General features: G+C 58.2%; 25 protein-coding genes, 2 tRNA genes and 1 pseudogene. 14 read left to right on the top strand and 14 right to left on the bottom strand.

Going from position 1 to position 26,326, the window contains the following annotated elements:
* Window positions 1-81: 81 nt before the first annotated feature.
* The 3 genes from IE038_RS21175 to IE038_RS21165 all read left to right on the top strand — a co-directional run bounded on the left by IE038_RS21175 (window position 82) and on the right by IE038_RS21165 (window position 2,019).
* A complete protein-coding gene (locus tag IE038_RS21175; protein ID WP_189396234.1) occupies window positions 82-546 on the top strand; it encodes a glycoside hydrolase family 19 protein in 465 nt (154 codons plus the stop codon).
* Window positions 543-1,070 (top strand): lysis system i-spanin subunit Rz, encoded by a 528-nt coding sequence (locus tag IE038_RS21170; RefSeq protein WP_163939803.1) that lies wholly within the window; start codon window positions 543-545, stop codon window positions 1,068-1,070. Before IE038_RS21175 ends, IE038_RS21170 begins: the two co-directional genes overlap by 4 nt.
* A 154-nt stretch (window positions 1,071-1,224) precedes the next feature.
* Window positions 1,225-2,019 (top strand): DNA adenine methylase, encoded by a 795-nt coding sequence (locus IE038_RS21165; RefSeq protein WP_163939802.1) that lies wholly within the window; start codon window positions 1,225-1,227, stop codon window positions 2,017-2,019.
* 390 nt (window positions 2,020-2,409) lie between these two features.
* Here the strand turns inward: IE038_RS21165 and IE038_RS21160 are convergent, their stop codons facing one another.
* Window positions 2,410-3,084, bottom strand: coding sequence for an SOS response-associated peptidase family protein (locus IE038_RS21160; protein WP_163939801.1), 675 nt, complete (start codon window positions 3,082-3,084; stop codon window positions 2,410-2,412).
* A gap of 101 nt (window positions 3,085-3,185) precedes the next feature.
* Here IE038_RS21160 and IE038_RS21155 point away from each other — a divergent pair, with 101 nt between their 5' ends.
* Window positions 3,186-3,611 carry a LexA family protein gene (locus IE038_RS21155; RefSeq protein WP_102052080.1) on the top strand — a complete coding sequence of 142 codons (426 nt, stop codon included), beginning with the start codon at window positions 3,186-3,188 and terminating at the stop codon, window positions 3,609-3,611.
* Window positions 3,604-4,878, top strand: a complete 1,275-nt coding sequence (umuC, locus tag IE038_RS21150; protein WP_163939800.1) for a translesion error-prone DNA polymerase V subunit UmuC — start codon at window positions 3,604-3,606, stop codon at window positions 4,876-4,878. The genes IE038_RS21155 and umuC overlap by 8 nt, the downstream gene beginning before the upstream one ends.
* Window positions 4,879-5,201: 323 nt before the next feature.
* Here the strand turns inward: umuC and IE038_RS21145 are convergent, their stop codons facing one another.
* Window positions 5,202-6,836, bottom strand: a complete 1,635-nt coding sequence (locus IE038_RS21145) for an ArnT family glycosyltransferase (protein WP_189396233.1) — start codon at window positions 6,834-6,836, stop codon at window positions 5,202-5,204.
* Window positions 6,837-7,268: 432 nt separating this feature from the next.
* On the opposite strand from IE038_RS21145, the gene IE038_RS21140 reads away from it, so the two are divergent.
* From IE038_RS21140 to recX, 3 genes and pseudogenes are all read left to right on the top strand, one after another.
* Window positions 7,269-7,751 carry a CinA family protein gene (locus IE038_RS21140; protein ID WP_163931800.1) on the top strand — a complete coding sequence of 161 codons (483 nt, stop codon included), beginning with the start codon at window positions 7,269-7,271 and terminating at the stop codon, window positions 7,749-7,751.
* A gap of 103 nt (window positions 7,752-7,854) precedes the next feature.
* Window positions 7,855-8,834: pseudogene (locus tag IE038_RS21135) on the top strand (recombinase RecA).
* A gap of 8 nt (window positions 8,835-8,842) precedes the next feature.
* A complete protein-coding gene (recX, locus tag IE038_RS21130; protein ID WP_189396232.1) occupies window positions 8,843-9,310 on the top strand; it encodes a recombination regulator RecX in 468 nt (155 codons plus the stop codon).
* 32 nt (window positions 9,311-9,342) lie between these two features.
* Here the strand turns inward: recX and IE038_RS21125 are convergent, their stop codons facing one another.
* Window positions 9,343-10,461, bottom strand: coding sequence for an LOG family protein (locus tag IE038_RS21125; RefSeq protein ID WP_163931808.1), 1,119 nt, complete (start codon window positions 10,459-10,461; stop codon window positions 9,343-9,345).
* A 418-nt stretch (window positions 10,462-10,879) separates the two neighbouring features.
* Between IE038_RS21125 and IE038_RS21120 the strand changes: the two genes are divergently transcribed.
* On the top strand, window positions 10,880-11,080 hold the full coding sequence (locus IE038_RS21120; protein WP_163931811.1) for a hypothetical protein: 201 nt from the start codon (window positions 10,880-10,882) through the stop codon (window positions 11,078-11,080).
* Here IE038_RS21120 and IE038_RS21115 read toward each other — a convergent pair whose 3' ends face one another.
* Window positions 11,081-11,500, bottom strand: a complete 420-nt coding sequence (locus IE038_RS21115; RefSeq protein WP_163931814.1) for a quorum-sensing-regulated virulence factor family protein — start codon at window positions 11,498-11,500, stop codon at window positions 11,081-11,083.
* A gap of 203 nt (window positions 11,501-11,703) precedes the next feature.
* On the opposite strand from IE038_RS21115, the gene IE038_RS21110 reads away from it, so the two are divergent.
* From IE038_RS21110 to IE038_RS21100, 3 genes are all read left to right on the top strand, one after another.
* Window positions 11,704-12,414: a tRNA-uridine aminocarboxypropyltransferase gene (locus tag IE038_RS21110; RefSeq protein WP_163931816.1), complete on the top strand. Its 711-nt coding sequence runs from the start codon at window positions 11,704-11,706 to the stop codon at window positions 12,412-12,414.
* A gap of 245 nt (window positions 12,415-12,659) precedes the next feature.
* Entirely contained in the window at window positions 12,660-13,310 is a 651-nt protein-coding gene (gene erdR, locus IE038_RS21105) for a response regulator transcription factor ErdR (RefSeq protein WP_065760808.1), read from the top strand.
* A 74-nt stretch (window positions 13,311-13,384) separates the two neighbouring features.
* A complete protein-coding gene (locus IE038_RS21100; protein ID WP_163931819.1) occupies window positions 13,385-13,747 on the top strand; it encodes a diacylglycerol kinase in 363 nt (120 codons plus the stop codon).
* Here the strand turns inward: IE038_RS21100 and IE038_RS21095 are convergent.
* Window positions 13,744-14,670 carry a LysR family transcriptional regulator gene (locus IE038_RS21095; protein ID WP_163931822.1) on the bottom strand — a complete coding sequence of 309 codons (927 nt, stop codon included), beginning with the start codon at window positions 14,668-14,670 and terminating at the stop codon, window positions 13,744-13,746. The two genes, IE038_RS21100 and IE038_RS21095, sit on opposite strands and share 4 nt — an antisense overlap.
* 120 nt (window positions 14,671-14,790) lie before the next feature.
* On the opposite strand from IE038_RS21095, the gene fpr reads away from it, so the two are divergent.
* Window positions 14,791-15,570, top strand: coding sequence for a ferredoxin-NADP reductase (fpr, locus tag IE038_RS21090; protein ID WP_065760805.1), 780 nt, complete (start codon window positions 14,791-14,793; stop codon window positions 15,568-15,570).
* Between the two features lie 71 nt (window positions 15,571-15,641).
* Here fpr and tsaA read toward each other — a convergent pair whose 3' ends face one another.
* The 5 genes from tsaA to rimO all read right to left on the bottom strand — a co-directional run bounded on the left by tsaA (window position 15,642) and on the right by rimO (window position 19,579).
* On the bottom strand, window positions 15,642-16,337 hold the full coding sequence (gene tsaA, locus IE038_RS21085) for a tRNA (N6-threonylcarbamoyladenosine(37)-N6)-methyltransferase TrmO (RefSeq protein ID WP_163931825.1): 696 nt from the start codon (window positions 16,335-16,337) through the stop codon (window positions 15,642-15,644).
* A gap of 7 nt (window positions 16,338-16,344) precedes the next feature.
* Window positions 16,345-16,806, bottom strand: coding sequence for a YehS family protein (locus tag IE038_RS21080; RefSeq protein ID WP_065760803.1), 462 nt, complete (start codon window positions 16,804-16,806; stop codon window positions 16,345-16,347).
* A gap of 49 nt (window positions 16,807-16,855) precedes the next feature.
* Complete coding sequence (locus tag IE038_RS21075; RefSeq protein ID WP_163931828.1) at window positions 16,856-17,566, bottom strand: rRNA pseudouridine synthase; 711 nt, start codon at window positions 17,564-17,566, stop codon at window positions 16,856-16,858.
* Window positions 17,567-17,684: 118 nt separating this feature from the next.
* A complete protein-coding gene (locus IE038_RS21070) occupies window positions 17,685-18,155 on the bottom strand; it encodes a GNAT family N-acetyltransferase (RefSeq protein WP_189396231.1) in 471 nt (156 codons plus the stop codon).
* 86 nt (window positions 18,156-18,241) lie between these two features.
* A complete protein-coding gene (rimO, locus tag IE038_RS21065) occupies window positions 18,242-19,579 on the bottom strand; it encodes a 30S ribosomal protein S12 methylthiotransferase RimO (RefSeq protein ID WP_163931831.1) in 1,338 nt (445 codons plus the stop codon).
* Window positions 19,580-19,844: 265 nt separating this feature from the next.
* Between rimO and IE038_RS21060 the strand changes: the two genes are divergently transcribed.
* Complete coding sequence (locus tag IE038_RS21060; protein ID WP_163931834.1) at window positions 19,845-21,743, top strand: potassium transporter Kup; 1,899 nt, start codon at window positions 19,845-19,847, stop codon at window positions 21,741-21,743.
* Between the two features lie 47 nt (window positions 21,744-21,790).
* Here IE038_RS21060 and IE038_RS21055 read toward each other — a convergent pair whose 3' ends face one another.
* The 4 genes from IE038_RS21055 to IE038_RS21040 form a co-directional block, all read right to left on the bottom strand.
* Complete coding sequence (locus IE038_RS21055) at window positions 21,791-23,086, bottom strand: virulence factor family protein (RefSeq protein ID WP_163931837.1); 1,296 nt, start codon at window positions 23,084-23,086, stop codon at window positions 21,791-21,793.
* The gene (gene mprF / locus IE038_RS21050) at window positions 23,086-25,728 is read right to left on the bottom strand and encodes a bifunctional lysylphosphatidylglycerol flippase/synthetase MprF (protein ID WP_189396230.1); all 2,643 of its coding nucleotides are present in this window, start codon (window positions 25,726-25,728) and stop codon (window positions 23,086-23,088) included. Before mprF ends, IE038_RS21055 begins: the two co-directional genes overlap by 1 nt.
* Window positions 25,729-25,953: 225 nt before the next feature.
* A tRNA-Met gene (locus tag IE038_RS21045) sits at window positions 25,954-26,030 on the bottom strand.
* Window positions 26,031-26,161: 131 nt separating this feature from the next.
* Window positions 26,162-26,238, bottom strand: a tRNA-Met gene (locus IE038_RS21040).
* Between the last annotated feature and the right edge of the window lie 88 nt (window positions 26,239-26,326).

Here is a 26,326-nt window from a genome sequence, read left to right as displayed (position 1 = left end):
GTACGGAACCGTACGCACGGTGGTGTGAGAGGACGGCGGGTGTGAACTCGCCTCCTACTCGATCCTGCCCTCAACGCCGCCATGGGCAAGTACGGCATCGTCACCCGGCTACGGATCGCGGCCTTCGTGGCGCAGATCGGTCACGAGTCCGGGCAACTGCGCTATGTGCGCGAACTGGGTGGCGATAGCTACCTGGCCAAGTACGACACCGGCAAGCTGGCCAAGGCCTTGGGCAACACACCTGCGCCTGATGGTGACGGTCAAAAGTACCGGGGCAGGGGGCTGATTCAGATCACAGGGCATGACAATTATGGGGCCTGCAGCGAGGCGTTGTTTGGCGATAGCCGTTTACTTAATACGCCGGAGCTGCTGGAACACCCGGTTTACGCGGCTTTGTCGGCTGGCTGGTTCTGGCATCGAGCAGGCCTGAACACCTTGGCTGACAAGGGCGACTTTCTGCTGATCACCAAACGCATCAATGGCGGTACCAACGGTCTGGCTGACCGCGAAGCCTTGTATGCCACTGCGCTAAAGGTGCTGCCATGAAGTCGCTGGGGCTACGTGTTGTTCTGCCCATCACTCTGCTGGCCTTGTTATTGGGGCTTGCGTTGGGTGGTTTGGCCGCGTGGAAATGGCAGGCCAATAGCTACGACAAGCAGTTGGCCAAGCAGTACGAAGACTTCCAGCGAGAGCGCAACCAAGCCTCTGTTGCCGTCCTCGACTGGCAGGAGGACGAACAGGAAAAGCGCCGAGCGCTTGAAGACCGCCTGCAGGTAAATGACGAAACCCACTACAAGGAACTGCTCGATGCGCAACAACTTCAGGATCGCTTGCGTGACCGCCTCGCTACTGCTGATTTGCGGCTGTCAGTCTTACTCGCCGCCCCCGCTTCGAGTGGTAGCGGTGGGGTGCGAGAAGCCTCCGGCTCCAGCAGCGTGGTTCATGGAGGCACGCGAGCCGAACTTGACCCAGCGCATGCTCAACGAATTGTCGCCATCACCAGTGACGGTGACGACGGATTGATCGCTCTGCAGGCCTGTCAGGCCTATGTGCGCGAGATCGTGCATTGAAATGAAAGGAGCGAGCCGAGTGGATGCGTCAACATCCGCTCAGCTCGCCGAACCCGCAGACCCTTCCTGCAAGTCCAGCCGAGGCTCCTGCTCCGTGCACAAAGCGCGGCGAGCCTAACACCTGTTTATCCATACAGTAAAGACTTGCTCTCAAATGACGACTCCAATCATTCCCTGGATGGGCGGCAAACGCCGTCTGGCCGACCGCTTGATCCCTCTCTTTCCCCCTCATGAATGCTACGTCGAGGTCTTCGCCGGTGGTGCTGCGCTGTTCTTTATGCGTCCGCAGCCCGCGCCGGTGGAGGTGCTCAACGATCTCAATGGTGACCTGGTTACGCTCTATCGGGTGGTGCAGAACCACCTGGAGGAATTCGTCCGCCAGTTCAAATGGGCGCTAAGCTCGCGCCAAATTTTCGAGTGGCAGAAGATGACCCGGCCCGAGACGCTGACGGACATCCAGCGTGCCGCCCGGTTCTTCTATCTGCAGCAGCATGCGTTCGGTGGCAAGGTCACTGGGCAGACCTTTGGTACCGCAACCACCGGCCCGGCCATCAACCTGCTGCGCATTGAGGAAAACCTCTCAGCCGCTTGGCAGCGCCTCGCCGGCACCTACGTCGAGAACCTGTCCTGGTTGGAATGCGCCGAGCGCTACGACCGGGCACACACGTTCCATTACATGGACCCGCCGTACTGGCAGACCGCTGGGTATGGCCTCGATTTCCCCTTTGAAAATTACGAGCGCATGGCCGCGTTCATGCGGTGCTGTAAGGGCAAGGTGATGGTCAGCATCAACGACCACCCGGACATCCGGCGTGTTTTCGACGGCTTCCATTTCGAGACTGTGGATATTAGGTACACGACGACCAACCAGCGGCAAGGCAAAGCTGAGGTAACGGGTGAGCTAGTCATCATGAACTGGACGCCGTCTGCACTTGGCAGCCTGTTTTAACCAATGACCATCATCTGGATCAATCTGATGATTTCGATTGCCAAGATGAGGATAAGTTTAATGGTCATATAATTCTCCAGGCTGAGTTGGGCCGCCCTGGCGTAATTTTTTGCGCCGGGGGGGATGGTGCGTTGATGTAGTGCGAGATTAAATAAGTAAACTTAGGGGCGCGTCAAGGTCCGATTTTAAAAAGGCTCAAAAAAGCCTCTAGGCCCCGTGCCGTCTGGCTTGTGCAGTAGTGAGATTGTGTTTTTTGTGTAATAGCATTTTTGTGTTTTTGAACATATGTGCTTTTGTGTTTTTATGTCTGGAGGGTGTTCGTCAATTCGTTAATTCGCTATTTAACTAAGTACTTACATGCTTACGTACGTATTATGTGTTGGGGATGCACTACTTTGCTAACTGTTCAATTAGACTCGGACCTTGGTTCCTCGCGTTGCCTACGGACGCTCCAACCCGAAACCACTCGAATGCCTCCGAGGGTTCACCCAGATTCAGGGCCATATGTTCGGCCTGCTGATTCGATGTAGTAGGGGTGAGCCATTCCCTGGCTAACTCTGGTGCCAGAACAACAGGGCGGCGATCATGCACGTCTATCATTCCGCCTGCGCTGTCAGCGGTAATGATTACGAAGCCGTCATGCTCATTCGGTTCGGCGCTGAACTGGCCGATTGCGGCGCATAGTGCTGGGCGCCCATCGCGGCGCCTGATCAGGTACGGCTGCTTTTTCGGCCCACCTTCATCGACCCACTCAAACCAGTTGTCGATTGGAGCGATAGCCCTGTGCGGCCAGATCGCCCGAAAGAACGGGCTGTGTGCAACTTTTTCCACTCGGGCATTGATTGGTGCTGCTCGATCCCTGGCCCAGTGCGGCCGCCATCCCCAGCGCACCAGATCCGCGTGCAGCTTCTCTTCAGCCAGTCGCAGCAGGGCTACACGCGTCGTTGGCGCTACGTTGTAGTGCTCCAGCGGTTGGTCCCCAATGCTGTTTACTAGCGGGTAGGGCATGCTCAGGGCGTCCACGAAGTCGTGGATACCGTGGTACTGGCTCAACCGTCCGCACATTTTGACTCCCGCCTATCAGAAATCTCCCACATAAAAATTGACCGCAAGGCTCGTAAATCGTTAACTGTATATTCGTACAGTATTTTTTGGAGTCGTGCGTCATGAGCTATTCCATCATAGGCCCAATCGCCGAGGGCGGTCTGAAGCTGCCCCTGTGCCTGTTCCAAGTGCCAGCTGGGTTCCCCTCGCCAGCGGCTGATCACATCGAGGCGCACATCTCCCTGGATGAAGTGCTCAACATCCGGGCACCTCATGTGTACCTTGTATCAATCACAGGTGAGAGCATGCAGGGCGCTGGGATCTTTGATGGAGACCTTGCGGTGGTCGACCGCTCGCTTGAGCCTGCGCACGGGCATATTGTTGTTGCGTTGCTGAACAATGACCCGGTGTGCAAGCGGCTGTGCATTCGAGGCAAGGACGTGATCCTGCTGTCCGAAAACCCCAAGTACCCGCCGCGCTACGTTCTAGAAGGGGACGAGCTGTCGATTTGGGGCGTGATCACCGGCAGCGTGCGCAGCCATGTCTAAAGCGCCCGTGTTTGCATTGATCGATTGCAACTCGTTCTACGCATCGTGCGAGAGGGTGTTTCGACCGGACTTGGCCAAGGTGCCGATCGTCGTACTGAGCAATAACGACGGCTGTGTCATTGCGCGCAGCTACGACGCGAAGCCCTTTGTGAAGATGGGGGAGCCGTATTTTCAGATCAAGCACAAGCTCAAGCAGCATGGCATCGTGGCGTTCTCGTCCAACTATGCCCTGTACGGTGACATGAGCGAGCGGGTCATGACCCTGATCGAATCCATGGTTCCAGCGGTCGAGGTCTACAGCATTGATGAAGCGTTTGCCGATCTGACCGGTATTGCTGACCTGGACCAGCTCGGCCGACGCATTCGCAGCCAGGTGCTGCGTTGCACTGGCATTCCGGTCGGCGTCGGTATTGCTGGTACCAAGACCCTGGCCAAGCTGGCGAACCATACGGCCAAGCGCCTCCAGGCTCAGACCGGTGGTGTGGTTAACATCTGCGATCCCTTTAAGCGCGATTGGGTGCTGAGGAACACGGCGGTTTCGGAGGTGTGGGGTGTTGGCCGTCGTTTGAGCACTCACTTTGAAGGCATGGGCATCAAGACCGCTATGGATCTGGCCAAGGCTGATCCGTGGATGCTGCGCAAAAAGTTCAGTGTGGTGGTCGAGAAAACCGCTCGCGAGCTGGCCGGTACCCCTTGCCTGGAGCTCGATGAACCGGATCCGCCAAAGCAGGAGATCTGCTGCAGCCGGATGTTCGGCAAGCGCCTGCAGGCATTGGCGCCAATAAAAGAGGCGGTGGCCACCTACATGATGCGCGCCTCGGAAAAGCTGCGGGCGCAAGGCTCTGTATGCAAGAAGATCAGGGTGAGCATTCGAACTGGCATGTTCAACCCTGAGGAAGCCAAGTACGCCAACGGGGTGCTCGTCGAGTTGCCGTACCCTACTGATGATGTACGGTTGCTGACGAAGGCTGCGGTCGATGCGCTTGAGCGCGTGTTCCGTCCTGGCTTCAATTACAGCAAGGCTGAAGTCCTGCTAATGAACCTCAGCCAGCGAGGCCAATATACAGGCGACCTGTTCGCAGCGGCTCAGCCAGCTGAAGCGAGTCGGGTGATGATGGTGCTTGATCAGATCAACGAACGATGGGGCAGGGGAACGCTTCGATCTGCTAGCGTGCCGGTGGATCCTGACTGGGGGATGCGTCGAGAGATGATGAGTAGGAGTTACACGACACGGCTTGATCAGCTTTGGCGAGTGAGCTGTACCTAAGACGTGATCGATGGGGCAAAAATGGGGCAAACCGAACGCCCAACTATGCCAATTCACGCCAATTCATGCACGCTTGCGCATATGCAAAAAGGCGCCGAAGCCCTTATGTTGTTGGGCTTTGGCGCCTTTTTTCGTTAATACTCCAGCACAATCGGGGTGTGTGCGGAAAGATCAGACATTCAAGGCCTTACAGCGAGCAGTCTTTTAGACAATTTCGAATGGCCTAATACTACAGGGATTTATTCTGTATTGCTGGCGCTGGCTGATGTCTATTACAGGGGGGCAGTGAGTTGCCCCACCCCGTGGTGCTGGCCTACGCAGGCTCATTCGGTTGCATTGGCATCCTCCACGCGTTCGTTGCTGAGGTAGTCTGGATGGCGGGTCAGTGTTGTCGCCGGCCAGAGTGCGGCATCGCTACCTCGGAAGGTCTGGGTAATCAGTGCCGCTTGCCGCTGTTCGGCGCTCATTGCCTTATGGTTCACCAACAGTACGCCAGTCGGATTGGCTTGTGCCCACGCCAGCTCGTCGCCTTCAGGGATCAATTGCAAGGGCTTGGTCAAACGCAGCGAGAAGGGATACTGATCGCGATACTGGGCTGAAGCTGCCACGACCGTACCCTGGGCCTGCAACGTTGCCAGGGTCGCGCTGAGCTGTGGCATTTCAAAGGCGGGCGCCGCGATGCGGAGTACACCGATGTGCAGTCCGGCGAGAAAGGCAACGGGAAACGCTGCGAGCCAGCGGTTGGCCTCGAGTCGATGCAGGATGAGTGCCCAAAGTAGCGTCAACGCGAGCAGGGTCAACCCCCAGCCCGGTGACAGCTCGGCGACCCAGGTCGGCCATTGGCGCTGCGTGGCCAGGAAGGGCGCAATCGTAAGGGCCAGTGCAATGAAGGCAAACGGGGCCAGCGCCAGCGCGATAGCCAGGCGACCGGGTGATGGCGTATCTGCGCGAGCCTCTAGCGCTCGTGCGCCCAGCAGGATCAGTGCCGGGAGCAGTGGTAACAGGTAATGCACCTGTTTGCCGCTGATTGCGGAGAAAGCCAGCAGTCCGGGCACAAACCAGGCCAGGCAAAAGCGCTCTGCCGCGCCAGCGTGCGCTCGTAACCCCGGGAGTCCACGCCAAAGCGGTAGCCACAACGACCAGGGGAGCAGAAGGATCGGCAGAATTGGCAGGTACCACCACCAGGGCCGCGCGTGGGCGAAGGATTGGACCATCCGCCCGGTTGTCTGGCCCCACAGGATCATTTCGCGGTAGGCCTCGCCTCCCTGGATGGCCGCCGGAATTGCCCATAGCAGCGCCAGGCAGGCCCCAGCGAGTAGTGCCAAGGCGGTATTGCTGTACCAGCGCTTCCATCCACCAGGGTAGCCGGTGGTCATCCACCAGGGCGCCAGCAGTGCGACAGGTAGGAGGTAGACAAGGATCGCCGGTCCCTTGCTGAGAATGCCGAGGCCGATGCCCAGCCCGTACAGTCCCCAGTCATGCCAACTGCCGCGCTGCCAAGCGCCGGTCAAACCGAGCAGGCCGACCAGTACCGCCGCAGTCATCAGCAGGTCAAACATCAAGGTCGTGCTGAACAGGGCAATACTCAGGGAACCGTAGAACAGCCAAGGGGCTATAAGGGATGTCCGGGTATCGTGCGGCCACAAGCGCCGAGCCAGTGCGCCAAGGAGTAACAGGTCGCCCAGGGTCACCAGCGCAGTAACCAGGCGCGGCACCCAATCGCCCGTGCCGAGCACAGCCCAACCGAGATTTATCAGCCAGAAGAGCAGTGGCGGCTTGTGGCTATAGGGTTCGCCGTTGATGTGAGGTACCAGCCAGTCACCACGTAACCACATCTCCCAGGCGACCGCTGCGTAGCGGGTTTCGTCGATCGGAATCAGCGGACGGGCCCACAACGAGACCAGTGTCAGCAAAGCCCAGAGCAGTACCAGACCGAGGCGTGAAGCGTGCATCTTCATGGCTTTGGTGTGCTCCTGCGGCTAGAGGGGACCTCATGGGCGAAGGTGTCGCGCTGGGTACGAATGATGGCTTTCGCTAGTGGCATTTATGTTGCTCTTATTAGATTTTGTAAGCTGGGTGAAGGCTCCGCTCATCACCTCAGGTCAGTTACAACGGTTAGCTACAACAGTGGGTTACAACACAACGGTCGTCAGAGACATTGCGACGGCAGCCACCTTTCCGACCACCGGTAATCGACAGACTAGCAGCGCTTCAATCGCCGTCCAAGGCAGGCAGAGAGCCTCTGCGAACGTGCGGTCGGTAAGGGGTTGTTGGGGGTGATAAGGGCCCATGGTTCTGACCTCGATCCACTGGTGACCGGCTGTTCTTGAGCATTTCTGCCAGGCAGTGCTTGGTGTAGGGTAGGGCGCAAGACTTTCAAGGAGCCTGCCATGGACCCGATTACCGTTCTTGCTGCCCGGCTGGGTGAGCGTCTGCGCCGTTTCAATGCTCATGTGGCTACCGCCGAGTCCTGTACGGGGGGCGGCATTGCCGAGGCGATTACCCGCATACCTGGCAGCTCGGCGTGGTTCGAGGCCGGTTACGTGACGTATTCCAATGCACAGAAAACCCGTCAACTGGGGGTTCCCGAGGCGTTGTTCGGCCAGGTAGGGGCGGTCAGTCAGGAGGTTGTCGAGGCCATGGTGCGCGGTGCACAGGCTGCCAGCGGGGCGCGTTTTGCCGTGGCGGTCAGCGGTGTGGCCGGGCCGGATGGAGGTTCTGTTGCCAAGCCAGTGGGGACTGTCTGGCTGGCATGGGCTGACGGCGAGCACGTGACGACCGAGCGCCGGTACTTCGACGGAGACCGCGAATCGGTACGCCGACAAACGGTAATCGCCGCGCTAGACGGCTTGTTACAGCTTGGCGCGGAGTAAATCGCGATTCGGGGGTAGGCGGAAACAAAACCCTGTGGAATAATACTGGCTACTTATACAGGTGTTCTGGCCGTCAGGGCCTATCGATTACGTGAGGACTTCAATGGACGACAACAAGAAGCGTGCCTTGGCTGCGGCCCTGGGTCAAATCGAACGTCAATTCGGTAAAGGCGCGGTCATGCGCATGGGTGACCATGAGCGCCAGGCGATCCCGGCCATTTCTACTGGCTCGCTGGGGCTGGACATTGCCCTGGGCATTGGCGGTCTGCCAAAAGGCCGTATCGTCGAGATCTACGGCCCTGAGTCGTCCGGTAAAACCACACTGACCCTGTCGGTGATCGCTCAGGCCCAGAAAATGGGGGCTACCTGCGCCTTCGTCGATGCCGAACACGCACTGGACCCAGAGTACGCCGGCAAGCTGGGCGTCAATGTCGACGACCTGCTGGTCTCGCAGCCAGATACAGGTGAGCAAGCACTGGAAATCACCGACATGCTGGTGCGTTCCAATGCGGTTGACGTGATCATCGTCGACTCCGTTGCTGCATTGGTACCAAAGGCTGAAATTGAAGGTGAAATGGGTGACATGCACGTGGGCCTGCAGGCTCGCCTGATGTCCCAGGCGTTGCGTAAAATTACTGGCAACATCAAGAACGCCAACTGCCTGGTTCGGTTCGCCTGGATATCCGCCGTACCGGCGCGGTGAAGGAAGGCGACGAAGTGGTTGGTAGCGAAACCCGCGTCAAGATCGTCAAGAACAAAGTGGCTCCACCATTCCGTCAGGCCGAGTTCCAGATCCTTTACGGAAAGGGCATCTACCTCAACGGCGAAATCATCGACCTGGGTGTACAGCACGGTCTGCTGGAAAAATCGGGTGCCTGGTATAGCTATCAGGGCAGCAAGATTGGTCAAGGTAAGGCCAACTCGGCCAAGTTCCTCCAGGACAATCCGGAGATCGCTGCCACTCTCGAGAAGCAGATCCGCGACAAGCTTTTGAACCCGGGTGCCGTTGAGGCTGCTGGCAAGGCTGCGATCGCCGATGCTGCTCCTGAAGACGATCTGGTCGACGCTGACGCTGACTTCTGATCCTGCCCATGTCCGTCGTACTCGATACCCCCGTCGCCGTAAGGCGGACAGCCATGGACCTGCTCGCGCGCCGCGAGCACGGTCGTGTCGAGCTGACGCGCAAGTTGCGTCAGCGCGGTGCTTCTCCCGAGATGATCGAACAGGAACTCGACCGTTTGACGGATGAGGGTTTGCTCAGTGAGGCCCGCTATCTTGAAAGCTTCATCAGTTATCGCTCTCGCTCCGGCTATGGCCCTGCGCGCATACGTGAGGAACTGGGCGTGCGCGGTTTACAACGTTCGGATATCGACCAGGCTCTGCGTGAGTCGGGGGTAGACTGGCAGGCGCAATTGCTTGAGGTATGGCAGCGCAAGTTTGCAGGGCAATTGCCATGTGATCCTCGCAGTCGTGCGCAGCAAACCCGTTTTCTGGTTTACCGAGGCTTCCCCATGGACTTGATCGGCCGCTTGCTGAGCGGCCGAGGTCTGGATGACTGACGTTCTGGGTATTTAGCCTCGATCACTGGGTATCAAGTGACCTTTAGCGCTTCCCGTGCATGCTGTGTGGTATGCATGGGTTGGGGCTTGGCCCGGTTTTCTGGATGGTTGATGAAGTCCACCAGTTCGCGCAGGCGACCATAATCTCGACCATTGAAGGCGAATGCCAGTCGATGCAGGTGGCTGAACTGTGGGTCGTCAAGTTCTACGCAGCTTTGAGCGTGTTGATGGAAATGACCATGCTGGCGTAGATCTGCAAACATCTCTGCGATATCGAGCATGGCTGCGTCGCTGAGGCGATGGTGCATGCGAATGATGAATTGGCTCTTCATCCAGCGGCTGGAGTGGTAGTTGCTATAGAACTGGTTGATCTCTTCGACCGCTTCCTCTGCGCTGTGTACCAGGCGCAGCAGCTTCATGTCGCTCGGCAGGATATAGCGGTTTTCTTCCAGCTGATGGGTAATGAACTTGAGGGCGTCTTGCCAGAATGAGCCGCCTGGAGCATCCAGCAGCACCACTGGTACGAGTGGGCTCTTGCCTGTCTGGATCAACGTCAGGACTTCCAGCGCTTCATCCAGCGTGCCAAAGCCACCAGGGCATAGCACCAATGCGTCGGCCTCCTTCACGAAGAACAACTTGCGAATGAAGAAAAAGTGGAACGGCAGCAGCTTGTCTGTGCCCTCGACTGTTGCGTTGGCATGTTGCTCAAATGGCAGGGTGATATTGAAACCCAGGCTGTGTTCCACGCCTGCGCCTTCATGAGCAGCAGCCATGATGCCGCCACCTGCACCCGTGATGACCATCATGTCCGCGCGGGCAAGGGTAGCCCCCAGCTCTTTTGCCAAGCCATACATGGGGTGCTCGATGGGGGTTCGGGCGGAGCCGAAGACTGTTACCTTGCGCTGGCCTTTGTATTGTTCCAGTACGCGGAAGGCATGATCCAGTTCGCGCAGGGCCTGCAGGGTAATCTTCGCATTCCAGCGGTTGCTGTCGTCATGTGCCATTCGCAGCACGGTCAACATCATATCCCGGTAGAGCGACAGGTTTGGGCTGTTGGGGGCAACCAGCTTTAGTTGTTCGTCGACGTTGTCGAGGTTGATTCCGTTGTTCTTGAAGTAGTTTGCAAGCAGCTCATTCGGTTTGTTAGGCATTCAACTTCTCCTTTTGCAGCAAAACTGCTGGCCAAGGCGAGTACTTCGACCTGGCTGCAACACTCATGTGTTGCTGGCTGCTTCGTGCCCGACGCGTGATGTCCGGCACCGTGACAGGCTGTCAGAGCCTGCCAGCAGCATTGATCATCGGTATGGCTGTTATTGTCTTCAGGGCAGTAGTGTACCTGAGCGGGATCATCCTCGTTTTGCCCGAAACAATGATGGTTGTTGCTTATTAATCTAGACCCTGCCGGGTCTTCATGCTGACCTGTTCTCTGTGCCTCACTGCCTCTAGCGTGTGTGGACGCACCATTTCAGGTGCCCGTTTCGACCGCTCATCTGATCGGATCCAATTAATGGAACAATCTGATTAACTTCAAGCACGACCACAGTGTTTGAGCGCAGGGAGGCATAGGGTATGGGACGATTGGTTCTGGAGGTGGATACACAGCTGTACGCGTCGCTACAACGTGCAGCGCGGGCCGGTAACCTGAGCCTGGAACAGGAGTGCCTGCGACGCCTCGAAGAGTCAGAGTGTCATTCGCGTTACATCCAGGCACTTGTGTCCGAGTTGCGCGCCGATGAAGAACAGCGGCGCGCCAGTGACGGGATAACCTGATTATTTCTTTTTCTGGTTCAGACCGCAGTCGGCGGCGTTGAAGCGTTGTACTGCCACCGGACGATTGGTTTTGTACTCGGTAAACTCGTAACGCAGAACCGCACCGCGGGCCAGTAGCTGACGGTAGCCAGTATTGCGACAAACGCTGGCGCCCAATTGACCACGAACCATGTCTGGATTGGCACGCATTTGCTGCGCATGGCTTTCACGTACGCTGAGGTGGTTGATCAGCTCCTTGCCATCGACGGTGTAACCTTGGTCGAGAATGTCCTCGTTGATCGCCCGAGGGGTGCCGACACTGCTTTCCTTGGCAACCTTGTCGAGCATCTTGCCAAGCTCATAGTCCTGCAGCGAGGCTGCATGTGCAGCCATAGGCAGAGCCAGCAAAAGGCCGAGGGTTGGGGCGATAAAACGCAGCATGAATTTCTCCTGGTTCGGTAACTGGCGGTTGGACCTGCGCTCAGGCGTTGCGTTCCGCCCCTGGCAGGCCTATTTACGCCAGCGCGTATCGATAGGGTGGCGATTATAAGGGAGCGCGGGGTCCGGCTCCACGGCAAAACACTCGGTGGCTGGTGACCTCTGGTAAACTGCGGCGATTGTCTCCTGCCTTCGTTGTGCCCTCTATGACCCATGCTGTCTCCCGTCTGCGCGCCGATCGCTTGGCCCGCAGCGTCAAACCGTTTGTTGCACGCGGTTCGCGTGCGCCTCGTTGCCCAGGCTGTCGGGTCATTGATAGCCATTGCCTGTGTGCGTGGAAGCCGCGGGTGGCTGCCGAGTCGGCCATGTGCTTGTTGATGCATGATACCGAGCCGCTAAAACCGACCAACACGGGCTGGTTGATCGCTGACATCATTGCCGATACGACAGCGTTTGGCTGGCAGCGTACTTCGGTGGATGAGCAGTTGTTGGCGCTGTTGGAGCAGCCTCACTGGCAGCCTTACATTGTATTCCCTGGCGAGTTTGTCGAGCCTCAACGGGTGGTGACCGAGGTTGTTCGCGAGCCGGGCAAGCGGCCACTTTTCATCTTGCTGGATGCGACCTGGACCGAAGCGCGAAAAATGTTCCGCAAGAGCCCGTATCTGGATCGCTTCCCTGTACTGAGCCTGCAACCTGAGCAGCTGTCGCGCTATCGTCTGCGTCGGTCCAAGCGCGACGATCATTTCTGTACCGCCGAAGTGGCCGCCATGTGCCTGGAGTTGGCCGCCGATCAGCGGGCCGCCGAGGCGCTCGATGCCTATCTGGATGTCTTCAGTGCCCACTATCTGGGGGCCAAGTTCCATCGCCCTGTCGATGAGCAGGATGACGTGCATCAACGGCTGCAGCCCTTCCTATAGTACAAGGGCATCCATGGCGTGTTCGGTTCATAATGAGCACGCTGGCAGGGCCGCAAGGTGCCGAACTTGACCACCCGGTCTGACCTCGGCATCCTTGGCGCCGATTCGGCCGTGACGAAGCTTGAAACACTTTTGTGGCTTCGTTACGCCATTTTGGCATGTGGTACTGCCTCCCAAGCCTTCAGTTGCTCCCCGCCAGGCGTCCGGTCTTTAGCGCGCCTGCACAGAACAGGATCATTAGATCGATGGCCACGTACGAAATCCTGATTGCCGATGACCACCCACTTTTTCGCAGTGCGATGCGCCAGGCCGTAACGTTGGGCCTTGGCCCGGACGTACGGTTGGTGGAAGTGGCGAGCATCGCTGAACTGGAAACCCGATTAACTGAAAAGGCGGACTGGGACCTGGTGTTGCTTGACCTCAATATGCCGGGCGCCTACGGATTTTCCGGCCTGGTACTGTTGCGCGGTCAGTACCCGCAGATTCCCGTGGTGATGGTCTCTGCCCAGGAAGAAGCATCGGTGGTAGTGAAGTCCCGTGAGTTCGGTGCCAGTGGATTCATTCCGAAGTCCAGCCCGCTGGAAACGATTCAGGATGCAGTACGCAAGGTGCTCGACGGTGATGTCTGGTGGCCGCCACAAGCGTTCGAGAAGGTTGATGTTTCAGCTGAAGCCAAAGCTGCCAGTGAAGGGCTTGCCAGCTTGACGCCGCAGCAGTTCCGGGTGCTGACCATGGTCTGTGAAGGCCTGCTGAACAAGCAGATCGCCTATGAGCTGAGTGTTTCTGAAGCAACCATCAAGGCTCACGTCACGGCAATCTTCCGTAAATTGGGCGTCCGTACCCGTACCCAGGCTGCCTTGCTGCTGCAACAACTTGAATCTGTTTCAGGCAGTTAACGCCGACTGCCTTCACGCTTTTTTGACCCGCGCTGAACTAGCCTTCGGCGTTTTTAAGGATGAAGTAGTTTTTTATGTCGCCATTCAAGGGCCAGACCGGCCTCAAACGCATTTTCAATGCTGCTGGCTATTCGTTCGATGGTTTGCGAGCGGCCTTCACAGGTGAAGCTGCCTTTCGCCAATTGGTGCTGCTCAACGTTGTACTGATCCCATTGGCCTTCTTGCTACATGTGAGTCGCGCCGAACGGGCTATCCTGATCGCCGTCTGTTTGCTTGGCCTGATCGTCGAGTTGCTGAACTCGGCGGTGGAAGCGGCAATTGACCGTATCTCGCTGGAGCGCCACCCACTGTCGAAGAATGCCAAGGACATGGGCAGCGCTGCACAGTTGGTGGCCTTGAGCATGGTGGGCCTGGTCTGGGCGGTAATCCTGCTTTAAGGAATGCGGGGCAGTACGATTTCATCGCTGCGCTGCACACCCGCCGTGAAGGTTCTGCACAGCTCCAGGAATTCGCGCATTGCCGAGGTCTGGTATTTCTGTTTATGCCAGATGAAGTAGAACTGCCGGGCGAGGTCTAGCTCTGGCGTTTCCAGGGCTACCAGGCTCCCTCGGCGAAAAGCGTCGCGCAGGGCCAAGCGTGAAATGCAGCCGATGCCCAGCCCCGATTCCACGGCGCGCTTGATTGCTTCGGTATGCTCCAGCTCAAGACGGATATTCAGTGTCGAACGGTGGTGACGCATCGCCTGATCGAAGGTCAGGCGCGTCCCGGAGCCTTGTTCACGTAGAATCCATGCCTCCCGTGTCAGTTCTTCAAGGCTGGCCTGACCGCGCTGCGCCAATGGGTGCTGGGGCGCGCAGAACACGACCAGCTCATCCTCGACCCACGGTTGGACTTCCAGGTCCGGGTGGTTGCAGTCACCTTCGATTAGACCCAGATCAATTTCGTAATGCGCTACCTGATGCACGATATGCGCGGTGTTCTGCACATGCAGTTTGACCTGGCTTTCAGGGTGAACCTGCATGAAGCTGCCGATCAGCAGCGTTGCCAGGTAGTTCCCGATAGTCAGCGTGGCGCCGACAGCCAATGAGCCAAACCCGGACTTTCCATTGAGCAGGTCTTCGATCTCCTTGGCCTGATCAAGTAATGCTACCGCCTGGGGCAGCAGCTGTTGACCCAGCGCATTGAGGCTCAGGCGCTTGCCGGCACGGTCGAACAGTTGGCAGCTGGATTGGCGCTCAAGCTCGGTGATTGACGTGCTGGCGGCGGATTGCGACAACGCCAGTATGCCAGCCGCGCGTGAGACGCTCTGGTACTGGGCTACGGCGACGAATACTTGAAGCTGACGAAGCGTAAATCGCATATCTATATAACCGATAAGACATATCTTAATAATTCATTTAACAGATATTGTCGCTGCCACTAAACTATTGCGCAATCGCGCTCACGGTTAGCGCCGCGTTTTTCTTCAGGAGCCCTATACATGAGCAACATGAACCACGAACGTGTTCTCAGTGTCCATCACTGGAACGACACCCTGTTCAGCTTCAAGTGCACCCGCGACCCGGGCCTGCGCTTCGAGAACGGTCAGTTCGTGATGATCGGCCTGCAACAACCTAATGGCCGTCCGCTCATGCGCGCCTACTCGATTGCCAGCCCGAACTGGGAAGAGCATCTGGAGTTCTTCAGCATCAAGGTGCCGGACGGCCCGCTGACCTCGCAGTTGCAGCACCTCAAGGAAGGCGATGAGATCATCATCAGCAAGAAGCCTACAGGTACGCTGGTCCTTGACGACCTGAAGCCGGGCAAGCACTTGTACCTGCTGAGCACGGGTACTGGTCTGGCGCCGTTCATGAGCGTTATCCAGGACCCTGAAACCTACGAACGCTTCGAGAAAGTCATTCTGGTTCATGGTGTGCGCTATGTGAACGAAGTCGCCTACCGCGAGTTCATCACCGAGCACCTGCCTCAGAATGAGTTCTTTGGTGAGGCGTTGCGTGACAAGCTGATCTATTACCCAACCGTAACCCGTGAGCCGTTCGAGAACCAGGGGCGTCTGACTGACCTGATGCGCAGCGGCAAGCTGTTCAGCGACATTGGTCTGCCGCCGATCAATCCGGAAGATGACCGTGCAATGATCTGCGGTAGCCCGAGCATGCTCGACGAAACCAGTGAAGTGCTCGACAGCTTTGGTCTGAAGGTCTCGCCACGTATGCGTGAACCTGGCGATTATCTGATTGAGCGTGCATTCGTCGAGAAGTAATCCGGCAGTTTGAACGAAAAAAAGCAGGCTTCGGCCTGCTTTTTTCGTTTTAACACTGTGCTGATACGGGCCTATGGCTCGTGCACGACTTCCAGTACCCGGATCATGTCCGGGTGCGGATAGTGCCAGCGCACCTGTACATCCCAGAACTTCACACCGTAGATGCGTTCCACGGGTGGAATCTGGTACGCCGGGCGTGGGTCTTGTGCCAGGCATTGCTCGATCAGCTCAGCCAGTGGCTCGCCGAGGCGCAAGGCGTGCTCTCGGGCTTGTAGCAATGCCTGTTCGCCCCACTGCACCGGGATCGGGGCGGGTGGGGCGCTGGCCATCTCATTGACCGCATCGCCAATGCTGTCGGCATAGGGGACGTACGGCTTGATATCCAGCACGGGGGTTCCGTCCAGCAGGTCGATGCCGGAGAGGAACAAGCGGCCCGGTTCAACCTTATCCAGCCTGACCACCGACTGACCGATGCCATTGGGGCGGTGAGTGGCGCGCGTTGCGAACACCCCCATGGACTTGTTGCCCCCCAGGCGTGGCGGACGCACCTTCAGTCGAGGTTTGTCCTCCAATGCCTGATGGAACAGGAACAGCAGCCAGACGTGGCTGACCTGCTCAAGGCCGGCTACTGCATCGCCCTGATCGAACGGCGGCAGCAGTTCGAGCACCCCGCGCGCGGCTGGCGCCAGTTGGGGTTGACGCGGGATGGCAAACTTTTCCTTGAAGCAGGAGCGCAGGATGCCAACTGGGGCGACACTATGGTTCATCAGCGCCTCAACCACGAACCCGCAGGGTCAGGCCCTTGAGGAAATTGCGCAGCAACTGGTCGCCACAGGGGCGGTAGTTACTGTGCCCGACCTTGCGGAAGAGCGCGCTGAGCTCTGGCTTGGAGACCGGAAAATCGACGGCCTTGAGAATCGCGTGCAGGTCTTCTTCCTTGAGTTCAAAGGCGACACGCAGTTTCTTCATGACGATGTTGTTGGTCACCGGAAGCTCGATCGGCAGGGCCGGGCGGCTCTCGTCTTTGCCGCGCTTGAAGTACACCAGGCCGTCAAGGCAATGCGCCAGGACTTCATCCGGGCAGCGGACGAAACCTTCTTCATCCTCTTTTTTCAGGTAGGTGGCGATGTCGGCCTTGCTGACGTCCAACCCGCCCAGCTTGATGAGTTCAATCAGCTTCGCGTCGTTGATTTCCAGCAGGTAGCGCAGGCTGCGCAGTACATCGTTGTGAATCATGAGAACAATCCTGATCGGGGGCGCTACCCGAGTGGTAGCGCCTGTGGTGCTAGAACTTTTCCTGAGCCGCCAGATAGCGCCATTGGCCCAGAGGTAGCTTGCCCATGGCGACGCCGCCGAGGCGAAGCCTGCGCATGCTGACAACGCTCAGGCCGACACTTTTGCACAGTTGCACGATGACGCCGGGCGCCGGGTTTTTCAGTGCAATGCGCAGGCGTGTTTCGTTCTGCCAGCTGGCCTTGACCGGTGGCAGGGCATTGCCTTGCCAGATCACCCCGCGGTTCAGTCGTTCAAGGCCGTGGGCGATGATCTCGCCACTGATCTCGACGACATACTCCTGCTCAAGCTTGGCAATGTCCTGGGTGAGCTTGCGCAGTACGCGCCAATCCTGGCTGAACACCTGCAACCCGCTGGCGCCGTCCTGGAGCAGGGCGGCACTCGTCAGGCGGCTGAAGTGGCCCTTGAGTGGGCGCTTACCATAACGGTGCAGCTCGGACAGGCTGAGCGCATTGATACTGGCCAACGCACTGTCGAGGGTGTCTTCGGGCTGTTGATTGAGCAACAGGGTGACAGGTTCCAGTGCTTCGGCCTTGGCACCGGGCAACAGCTCAACCTGCTCGCTGCCGACCTTGTGTTGTGGTTCGTCGACGATCTGGCCGTCCACTGTGACCCAGCCACCCTCGATGAACAGCTCTGCCTCGCGTCGGGAGCAGCCGACGATTTCGATAAGGCGTTTGGAAAGACGAATGGGTTCAGACATGACGACAGCCGTGGCACAGGGAAAGGCAACCATTGTACCCGGCTGGCTCGGGTTAATCCCGGCAACATTCGTCGATAGCGCGGTTTTGCCCTATTTCGGAGCGGTACTACATCGACTGTCAGTCTGCAGTTAAGGGTTGTGTATGAATCAGCCTTAAATGGAGTAGGGGGTAGGGTTGCCCCATGCCATCGGTTTCTGAGCGGCCAATGACTTCAAAGCCTTGCTTGAGGTAGAAGCCAAGCGCTTGGGGGTTCTGTTCATTGACATCCAGTTGTTCGGCATTCAGTTGTTCAATGGCGTAATGCAAAAGTTGCTTGCCCACCCCCTGGCCACGGTAGCTTGGGTCAACGAAAAGCATTTCCACTCGACCGGCGGCCACGCCAGCAAAGCCGCTGATACGTTGCTGGCGGTCTTTGCAGCAGATCAGCATGACGGCGTCCAGATACTGTTTGCGCATCTGCTCGCGCAGCAGGCAGATATAGTCATTCGGCAGAAAGTCGTGGGTGGCGCGCACCGAGGCTTCCCAGACGCGGATCAGTTCAGGGTAGTCGTTGAAACTGGGGGTTTGAACCCGATGAAGCTGCGGCATTTCAAGGTTCTCCTCTGTGGGATGAGGAAACCATAGTCGTAAAAAAGCCCCACCATCGCTGGCAGGGCTATTTCAGACACGGTTGATCAGAGGGTTTCGGCCCACAGATCGTATTCGTCTGCTTCGGTCACGCGGCACAGCACTTTGTCGCCAGGCTTGAGGTCGCGGTCACTTTCGACGTAGACCACACCGTCGATTTCTGGCGCATCGAAGAAACTGCGGCCAATGGCACCTTGCTCGTCGACTTCATCGATGAGCACCTCGATTTCCTTGCCAACCCGCAGTTGCAAGCGCGCGGCACTGATCTGCTGTTGATGTGCCATAAAGCGGTCCCAGCGCTCCTGCTTGATGTCGTCTGGTACGACTTCAAGGCCCAGGTCATTAGCCGGTGCGCCTTCGACGGGCGAGTACTGGAAGCAGCCGACACGGTCAAGCTGGGCCTCGCTGAGCCAGTCGAGCAGGTACTGGAAGTCTTCCTCGGTTTCACCAGGGAAGCCGACGATGAAGGTCGAGCGGATAATCAGTTCCGGGCACTGCTCGCGCCATTTCTTGATGCGTGCCAGGGTCTTGTCTTCGAAGGCGGGACGCTTCATCGATTTGAGCACTTTCGGGCTGGCGTGCTGGAACGGAATGTCCAGGTACGGCAGGATCTTGCCCTCGGCCATCAGCGGGATCACGTCGTCGACGTTTGGATACGGGTAGACGTAGTGCAAACGCACCCAGACACCCAGGCTGCTCAGCGCTTCGCACAGTTCGAGCATGCGGGTCTTGACCGGGCGGCCGTTCCAGAAGTCGGTCTTGTACTTGACGTCGACGCCGTAGGCGCTGGTGTCCTGGGAGATCACCAGCAGCTCTTTGACGCCGGCCTTGACCAGACGCTCGGCCTCGCTCAGCACTTCGCCTACCGGGCGGCTGACCAGCTTGCCACGCATCGACGGGATGATGCAGAAGCTGCAGCTGTGGTTGCAGCCTTCGGAAATCTTCAGGTAGGCATAGTGACGGGGGGTCAGTTTGATGCCTTGTGGTGGCACCAGGTCGATCAACGGGTTGTGATCCTGCTTGGGTGGAATCACCTCGTGGACGGCGTTGACCACTTGTTCATATTGCTGCGGGCCGGTCACGGCCAGTACGCTTGGGTGTACGTCGCGAATGGCGCCTTCTTCGACACCCATGCAGCCGGTGACGATGACCTTGCCGTTTTCGGCGATGGCTTCACCGATCACTTCCAGCGACTCGGCCTTGGCCGAGTCGATGAAACCACAGGTGTTGACCACTACCACATCGGCATCCTGATAGGTGGGCACGACTTCGTAGCCTTCCATGCGCAGTTGGGTCAGGATGCGCTCGGAATCGACCAGGGCCTTTGGGCAACCCAGGGAAACAAAGCCAACCTTGGGCGTGGTGGGCGTAGGGGTGGTGGACATGACTAACCTCGGTGTTGAAGAGGTTGCGAGGCCGAATGGCGCGGCAACCTTGGCGGGCGTTTGGGCGCCTCTGATCAAAAAGTGCGCAATTCTAGCGAGCGTAATCCCACTTGACCAGCAGAAATACGACGAACGCTGCGCTATGCTTCGCGGCGTTGTGCCAGCGTTGATGTTAGCTGCTGCGGGTCAGCGTTCGCGGATTGTGTAAATGCTAGCATCTGGCACGAATTTCTCAGGCTTAGGGTCTTGGTTGCGGGAGTGGTTGATGGTTCAGGCAAGCAGTCATGCCGATACCGGGCAGTCGGCGGCAAAACCGCTAAGCCTGCTGGTGGCAGCGGTCGGGGTGGTCTACGGCGATATCGGGACCAGCCCCTTGTATACCCTCAAGGAAGTCTTTTCCGGTGGCTATGGGGTACCGGTCAACCATGATGGGGTGCTGGGTATCCTGTCATTGATCTTCTGGTCGCTGATTTGGGTTGTCTCTATCAAATATGTGCTGTTCATCCTGAGGGCTGACAACCAGGGGGAAGGCGGCATCATGGCGCTGACGGCGCTGGCCCGACGAGCGGCGTCTCCGTATCCGAAACTGCGTACGTTACTGGTGGTGTTTGGCTTGTTCGGTGCAGCGCTGTTCTACGGCGACAGCATGATCACTCCAGCGATCTCGGTACTGTCGGCTGTCGAAGGGATGGAGTTGGCCTTCGAGGGAATCGGTCATTGGGTCATTCCGGTGGCGCTGATCGTTCTGGTGGGGCTTTTCCTTATTCAGCGGCATGGCACGGCCCGGATCGGTATTTTGTTCGGTCCGGTGATGGTCGCCTGGTTTCTGGTGCTGGCGGCGCTGGGCGTGCATGGCATTGTTCAGCGGCCGGAAGTGCTACAGGCACTCAACCCCCTGTGGGCTGTACGCTTCTTCATTGTGCATCCCGGTATGGGGGTAGCGATTCTTGGGGCAGTGGTGTTGGCGTTGACTGGCGCTGAAGCGCTGTATGCCGACATGGGCCATTTTGGCCGCAAGCCCATTGCGCGGGCCTGGTTTGCCCTGGTGTTGCCGGCCCTGGTGCTCAACTACTTTGGCCAGGGTGCTTTGATCCTGGAGACGCCGGACGCCGCACGCAATCCGTTCTACCTGTTGGCCCCGGACTGGGCACTGATACCTCTGGTGGGTTTGGCGACGCTGGCAACGGTCATTGCCTCCCAGGCGGTGATCTCGGGTGCTTTCTCTCTGACTCGCCAGGCGATCCAGCTTGGCTACGTGCCGCGAATGCACATCCAGCACACGTCCAGTGATGAGCAGGGGCAGATCTATATCGGCGCGGTCAACTGGTCGCTGATGGTCGGCGTGATTTTGCTGGTGCTCGGCTTCGAGTCGTCGGGGGCCCTGGCCTCCGCCTACGGTGTAGCCGTGACCGGGACCATGCTGATCACGACGCTGCTGGTTTCTGCTGTCATGTTGCTCTTGTGGAAGTGGCCACCGGTTCTGGCCGTACCGGTACTGGTTGGCTTTCTCCTGGTCGATGGGCTGTTCTTTGCCGCCAACGTGCCGAAAATCGTCCAGGGTGGTGCGTTTCCGGTCTTGGCGGGCATTGTCCTGTTCATGTTGATGACCACATGGAAGCGTGGCAAACAGATTCTGGTCGAACGGCTGGACGAAGGGAGCCTGCCGCTGCCGATCTTTATTGGCAGTATCCGTGTGCAGCCGCCCCATCGGGTTGAGGGTACTGCGGTGTTCCTTACTGCACGGGCGGATGCCGTGCCTCATGCGCTGCTGCACAATATGTTGCACAACCAGGTGTTGCACAAACAAGTCGTGCTGCTGACCGTTGTCAACGAGGATGCACCGCGGGTGCCTACCCAGCAGCGATTTGAGGTCGAGGCCTACGGAGAGGGTTTCTACCGGGTAATTCTGCACTTCGGCTTCATGGATGAGCCAGATGTGCCTGCAGCACTGAAGCTGTGTCACCTTGAGGAGTTGGACTTCAGTCCAATGCGCACCACTTATTTCCTCAGTCGGGAGACCGTGATTGCTTCGCGTCTTGTGGGCATGGCGCGGTGGCGCGCAACAGTGTTCGCGTTTCTGCTGAAGAATGCCAATAGCAACTTGCGCTTCTTCAACCTGCCGCTCAATCGTGTGATTGAACTGGGCACCCAGGTGGAAATGTAAGGGGCAAAAAAAACGGGCTCCGCTGGGAGCCCGTTTTTGCAGCCGACTTACTGTTGCTCGGCGACGTTGGTTTTACCCTGGCGGCTTTCGATGCCGTCGATCAGGCGTTTGGCCAAGGCCGGGTAGTCTTCGTCGAAGTGATGGCCACCCGGCAGCTTGAGGCGCTCGCCTACCGCCGTGCTTTCAGTACAGCCGCTTTCGTCCGTTTCCTCCAAGCCATAGACACAGAGCACCTTGGCCGCTGGCAACTTGGCCATTTCCGGGCCGGTTGGTGCTTCCTTGCCAGCATTGCCAAGCCAGCCTTCCACTTCGATTTCAAAGCTGCCGCTGCGGGCAAAGGCCAGCAGAATCACTGCATCGATGCGTTTCTGATCTTCGCTGGACAGTCGGTTGTAGATCGCTGGCAGCACGTCTGCGCCGAAGGAATAGCCGGCCACCACGAAACGCTTGGTGCCCCACTTCTGGCGATAGTGCTGCATCAGCTCTGAGAGGTCGACGGCACTTTGCTCCGGTGTTTTGTGCTGCCAGTAGTAACGCAGCGTATCGATGCCCACCACCGGGTAGCCGAGCTTGGCCATTTCACCCGCTACGTCGCGGTCCAGGTCGCGCCAACCACCGTCACCGGAAAGGAACAGTGTGACGGTATCGGCGGTCTGACCGGCAGGTACTTCAACAACCGGGATGCTCATGGCATTGCCGTCTTTGCCGATCAGGGCCTGGGTCAGTTGGGCTTTGAGTACCTGGGGCAGGTGGACGTCATAGTCACTGATGCTGGTTTCAGCATTTTGCTGATCACGTACGAAGGCCGCGCTGGCGTCATCCGGATTGTCGTTCCAGGCCACGCTCCAGTGGCCGTGTGCGGCAGATTTTGGCAGTGCTGCAGGGCAACCAGCCTGTTCCAGGGTGAAACCGACCGAAATCGCCTGGGCCTTGTCGTTTGTCTGCTCGGACAGCCAGCGCCATGCTTGTGCGGCGCCAGGGCCGATACCTGCGACCAGGGTGGCGTCGCCCTGAAGATGCTTGAGCGCCTCCTGCACTACCTGCTGCTGTTGAGTGCAGTCGGTGGGTGGCAGGGTCACTTGAACCAATTGGGCGCTACCACTTTGGCTCAGGTCGAGCAGTTGTTTATCACTCAGGGTTTGGTCCTGAGGGACGGCTACGAGCACCCTGGCCTTGGCTTGTGTGCCAGGTGTCGTACGGGTCAGGGGGCTGCCGTTTGGTAGTGTCAGGTGTTCCAGTTGTGCCTGTGGCGCGGGTCGTGTCCAGAGCCAGAAGCCCAGTGCGGCGGCCGTAAGGGCTGCCAGCAGGGTTACCAGTGCGTACAGCCAATAGCGTCGAATCATCAGCGTTTCACCAATCCAGTCAAGCCACCTGCGATGAGGGCGGCAGTGTCGGCCAGTGCTACCAGCGGATCAAGTCCTGCAGGTACGGCCATGTAACGGGGTTCCCAGTCGGGCTGGAACTTGTCTTTGAAGCGGCGAAGTCCCTGGAAGTTGTAGAGTTGTTCGCCGCGCTGAAAAACCATTGAGCCCAATCGTTGGGTCAGTGGTGCACCACGCCGTGGTTGCAGCCCGGACAAGGGCACCATGCCCAGGCTGAAACGAGCGTAGTCGTGTTTTTTGTAGTGTTGGATCAGGCCGATCATCATGAATTCCATGGTCAGCTTCGGTGCTTCCGGGTGTGCGCGCATCAGGTCAAGGCTGGCCAGTTCATGGCTGTGGGTTTCCAACAGGTTTGCGAACGCCACTGGGCGGCCCTCGAACCGGATCAAGGCAATGCGAAAGTGCTGAAGGTAGTCAGCGCTGAAGCGACCCAGTGAGAAGCCTTTCTCGCGCACGTTCTTGCCGGTTAGCCAGGCATCGGATATGACCTTCAGTTCTTCAAGAGGTGCCTCTCCTGGTTCATGAATTTCCAGGGTCAGGCCGTCTCGCCCACCGCGGTTCCAGGTGTAGCGTAGGTCCTTCATCTCCTTGCCCTTGGCTTCAAGGTCAAAGCGCTTGAGGTCGACACGTGCTTCTTCACCCAGCTTGAGTGCGGTCAGGCCGATGTCCATATAGAACGGCAGGTTCTCGGCACGTACCTGATAGAACACCGGACGGGCGTGGTGAACATCACAGAGGTCGCGGAACTGCCAGATCATCTCGGCACGTTGTTGAGCTGGGCCAATGGGGTCATACAAGGCGACCAGGCTGCGACCGCGACGGGCATACATCAGGAACGCATTGTCATCGGGGTGGAACAGCAGGGCTTTATCGCCGGTCAAGGCCAGGCCACCGTCAGGTTGGTCCGAGGCAAGCAAGATGCGATGGGCACGCTGCAGTTCTTCGTCGTTTGGCAGGTGAATGACGGGCCTGGCCGTGCGCAGTAGCCAGGTCAGCGCCACAATCACTAGCAGCACTGCGCTGCCCAGTGCTGAGCGCAAGCCTCGTGGTGCATCAGCGTCGAGTGTGAATTGCCACCACAGTTGATGGCTGTAGGGGACGTCCTGATAGGCAAACAGCAGCAACCAGATCGAGGCCCCCAGTACGCAGGCACTGGCAACGACGTAGACCGGTGAAAACGGTAACTCCAGCAGTCGGCTGGGGCGATAGAACGAACGCCTAAACAGTGCCAGCAGGCATGCGGTAGAGATCAGAATGCTGGCTTCTTCCCAGTCGAAGCCTTTGAGCAGCGACAGCAAGGCGCCCACCAGCAGCAGGATGGTGGTCAGCATCCAGGCCGCCGAAAGACGCCGGCGCAACCCTTGGGCCAGCAGCAGGCAGAGTACGCCAACCAGGCTGGCGCCGAAGTGCGAGGCATCGATTAGCCGATGCGGTACCAGAAAACCCATGTGCTCCAGGCGGGTGTCTATCTCGGGGGTGGCTCCGGAAAACAGCAGAACCACGCCGGACAGGAACACCAGCACCGCCAGTACCGGGGCTGCAAGGCCGGAGGCTGCCCGCATGGCTTGGCGGGCAAAGAGAAAGCGCCGCGCCTCAGTCGCCAGCAGGGCTACGCACGCCAACAGCAGTGGAAGCACGACATAAATCAGTCGGTAAAGCAGCAATGCCGCAGCCAGCGGTGCGGCACCCAATTGGTTGGCGAAGGCAGCCAGCAGAATGGCTTCAAACACTCCAACACCGCCGGGAACATGGCTCAGTACGCCTGCTGCCAGCGCGATGAGGTATACCAGCAGGAATGCACCAAAGGGCGGCGCTTCAGGTAACAACAGATAAAGCACTGTCGCTGCTGCGGCGACATCCAGTGCCGTGATGACCAGTTGCAATACGGTCAGCCGAACCCCTGGCAGGCGCAAGGTACGTCGACCTATCTGGACCAGCAGGTTATCTGCCAAGGGTTGTTCGGGCAGCCGTCGACGGTACAAGCCAAGCGCGAGAAGTGTGCTTAACGCAAGAACCAGTACTGCGAGGCCTGCCAGCAGGCCTGCTGGCAGGCGCAGTGCTGCGGACGCTGCGTGCAGGTCGCTAAGGGTGGCGAGCGCTGCCAGTGGCGGGAGAGCACATCCCAGGGAGAGGCTTGCGAACAGGGTCATGCGCGCCACTTCCGATGCGCCTAGACCATGGCGGGCATAGAGGCGATAACGCACTGAGCCGCCGGAAAGCAGTGAAAGGCCAATGGCGTTGCCAATGGCGAATGCCGTGAAGCCGCCCAGCGCCAGGGTCTGAGGTGCAAGCGTTACATTGGCGTAGCGACTGGCCGACCACTCATAACCGAGCAGGATAATAAAGCCGACCAGGGTCGCCAGCAGCGCACCGCCCAAGGATGGCAGTGGAACGCTCAGCAGTGAGTCGTGCAGTGCATAGATATCCAGCTCGTTGAGCATGTGCCGGCAAGCCACCAGCGCAATGCCGAACAGCAGCAAGGTTACGGTCAGGCCAATGGGCTGACGGTACTTGCTGACCAGCTCAAGCCAGCGCAGGCGCTGTGGCGCAATTGGCTGTGCGGCAGTTACGGAAGTATCGACGTCAGTGGTTTGAGTGCGCATCAATCACCTATTGGATTGTGCGCGACAGGATGGAAGTACCCAGTCAAGTTACCAATCCCTGTGGAATAGATTTACAGAATATTACCCTGTGACAAAGCTTATGCGTTGCACCGGGTTGGTTAAAGAAGTTTCATGCTGCCCTAGAGTAGGGCGGAGAGGAGGCGATGCGTATGACAAAGGCAAAAAAAAAGGCCACTTTTTTCAAAGTGGCCTTTTTCAGACGTTTGGTTGCGGGAGCCGGATTTGAACCGACGACCTTCGGGTTATGAGCCCGACGAGCTACCAGGCTGCTCCATCCCGCGTCTGTGGGGCGGATTCTACAGTGTTGGCTAATGCTGTCAATGCTTAATTATTGAATTTCAATGGAAAACCCTGTGGGGCTTTCTTCGGGGCAAATAAAAAGGCCACTCTTTCGAGTGGCCTTTCTTGAATCTGGTTGCGGGAGCCGGATTTGAACCGACGACCTTCGGGTTATGAGCCCGACGAGCTACCAGGCTGCTCCATCCCGCGCCTGTGGAACGAGATTCTACAGTTTTGTGTGATGCTGTCAATAGCCGTCTGGAAAAAAACCTTTTCGTTCAACTATTTAGCATTTCAG

The sequence above is a fragment of the Pseudomonas laurentiana genome, assembly GCF_014648275.1.
Lineage (GTDB): Bacteria > Pseudomonadota > Gammaproteobacteria > Pseudomonadales > Pseudomonadaceae > Aquipseudomonas > Aquipseudomonas laurentiana.
Note: the sequence above shows the minus strand (reverse complement) of the source record. Positions and strands in the feature narration are given on the sequence as shown.

Coding starts and splice junctions, on each gene's coding strand:
- IE038_RS21170 (WP_163939803.1), top strand. CDS start 543: ATGAAGTCGCTGGGGCTACGTGTTGTTCTGCCCATCACTCTGCTGGCC.
- IE038_RS21165 (WP_163939802.1), top strand. CDS start 1,225: ATGACGACTCCAATCATTCCCTGGATGGGCGGCAAACGCCGTCTGGCC.
- IE038_RS21080 (WP_065760803.1), bottom strand. CDS start 16,806: ATGATTCACAACGATGTACTGCGCAGCCTGCGCTACCTGCTGGAAATC.
- IE038_RS21055 (WP_163931837.1), bottom strand. CDS start 23,086: ATGATTCGACGCTATTGGCTGTACGCACTGGTAACCCTGCTGGCAGCC.
- tsaA (WP_163931825.1), bottom strand. CDS start 16,337: ATGAACCATAGTGTCGCCCCAGTTGGCATCCTGCGCTCCTGCTTCAAG.
- IE038_RS21095 (WP_163931822.1), bottom strand. CDS start 14,670: ATGCGATTTACGCTTCGTCAGCTTCAAGTATTCGTCGCCGTAGCCCAG.
- IE038_RS21120 (WP_163931811.1), top strand. CDS start 10,880: ATGGGACGATTGGTTCTGGAGGTGGATACACAGCTGTACGCGTCGCTA.
- IE038_RS21070 (WP_189396231.1), bottom strand. CDS start 18,155: ATGCCGCAGCTTCATCGGGTTCAAACCCCCAGTTTCAACGACTACCCT.
- erdR (WP_065760808.1), top strand. CDS start 12,660: ATGGCCACGTACGAAATCCTGATTGCCGATGACCACCCACTTTTTCGC.
- IE038_RS21125 (WP_163931808.1), bottom strand. CDS start 10,461: ATGCCTAACAAACCGAATGAGCTGCTTGCAAACTACTTCAAGAACAAC.
- IE038_RS21155 (WP_102052080.1), top strand. CDS start 3,186: ATGAGCTATTCCATCATAGGCCCAATCGCCGAGGGCGGTCTGAAGCTG.
- mprF (WP_189396230.1), bottom strand. CDS start 25,728: ATGCGCACTCAAACCACTGACGTCGATACTTCCGTAACTGCCGCACAG.
- IE038_RS21145 (WP_189396233.1), bottom strand. CDS start 6,836: ATGAAGATGCACGCTTCACGCCTCGGTCTGGTACTGCTCTGGGCTTTG.
- IE038_RS21060 (WP_163931834.1), top strand. CDS start 19,845: ATGGTTCAGGCAAGCAGTCATGCCGATACCGGGCAGTCGGCGGCAAAA.
- IE038_RS21075 (WP_163931828.1), bottom strand. CDS start 17,566: ATGTCTGAACCCATTCGTCTTTCCAAACGCCTTATCGAAATCGTCGGC.
- recX (WP_189396232.1), top strand. CDS start 8,843: ATGTCCGTCGTACTCGATACCCCCGTCGCCGTAAGGCGGACAGCCATG.
- umuC (WP_163939800.1), top strand. CDS start 3,604: ATGTCTAAAGCGCCCGTGTTTGCATTGATCGATTGCAACTCGTTCTAC.
- IE038_RS21140 (WP_163931800.1), top strand. CDS start 7,269: ATGGACCCGATTACCGTTCTTGCTGCCCGGCTGGGTGAGCGTCTGCGC.
- IE038_RS21115 (WP_163931814.1), bottom strand. CDS start 11,500: ATGCTGCGTTTTATCGCCCCAACCCTCGGCCTTTTGCTGGCTCTGCCT.
- fpr (WP_065760805.1), top strand. CDS start 14,791: ATGAGCAACATGAACCACGAACGTGTTCTCAGTGTCCATCACTGGAAC.
- IE038_RS21100 (WP_163931819.1), top strand. CDS start 13,385: ATGTCGCCATTCAAGGGCCAGACCGGCCTCAAACGCATTTTCAATGCT.
- IE038_RS21175 (WP_189396234.1), top strand. CDS start 82: ATGGGCAAGTACGGCATCGTCACCCGGCTACGGATCGCGGCCTTCGTG.
- IE038_RS21160 (WP_163939801.1), bottom strand. CDS start 3,084: ATGTGCGGACGGTTGAGCCAGTACCACGGTATCCACGACTTCGTGGAC.
- IE038_RS21110 (WP_163931816.1), top strand. CDS start 11,704: ATGACCCATGCTGTCTCCCGTCTGCGCGCCGATCGCTTGGCCCGCAGC.
- rimO (WP_163931831.1), bottom strand. CDS start 19,579: ATGTCCACCACCCCTACGCCCACCACGCCCAAGGTTGGCTTTGTTTCC.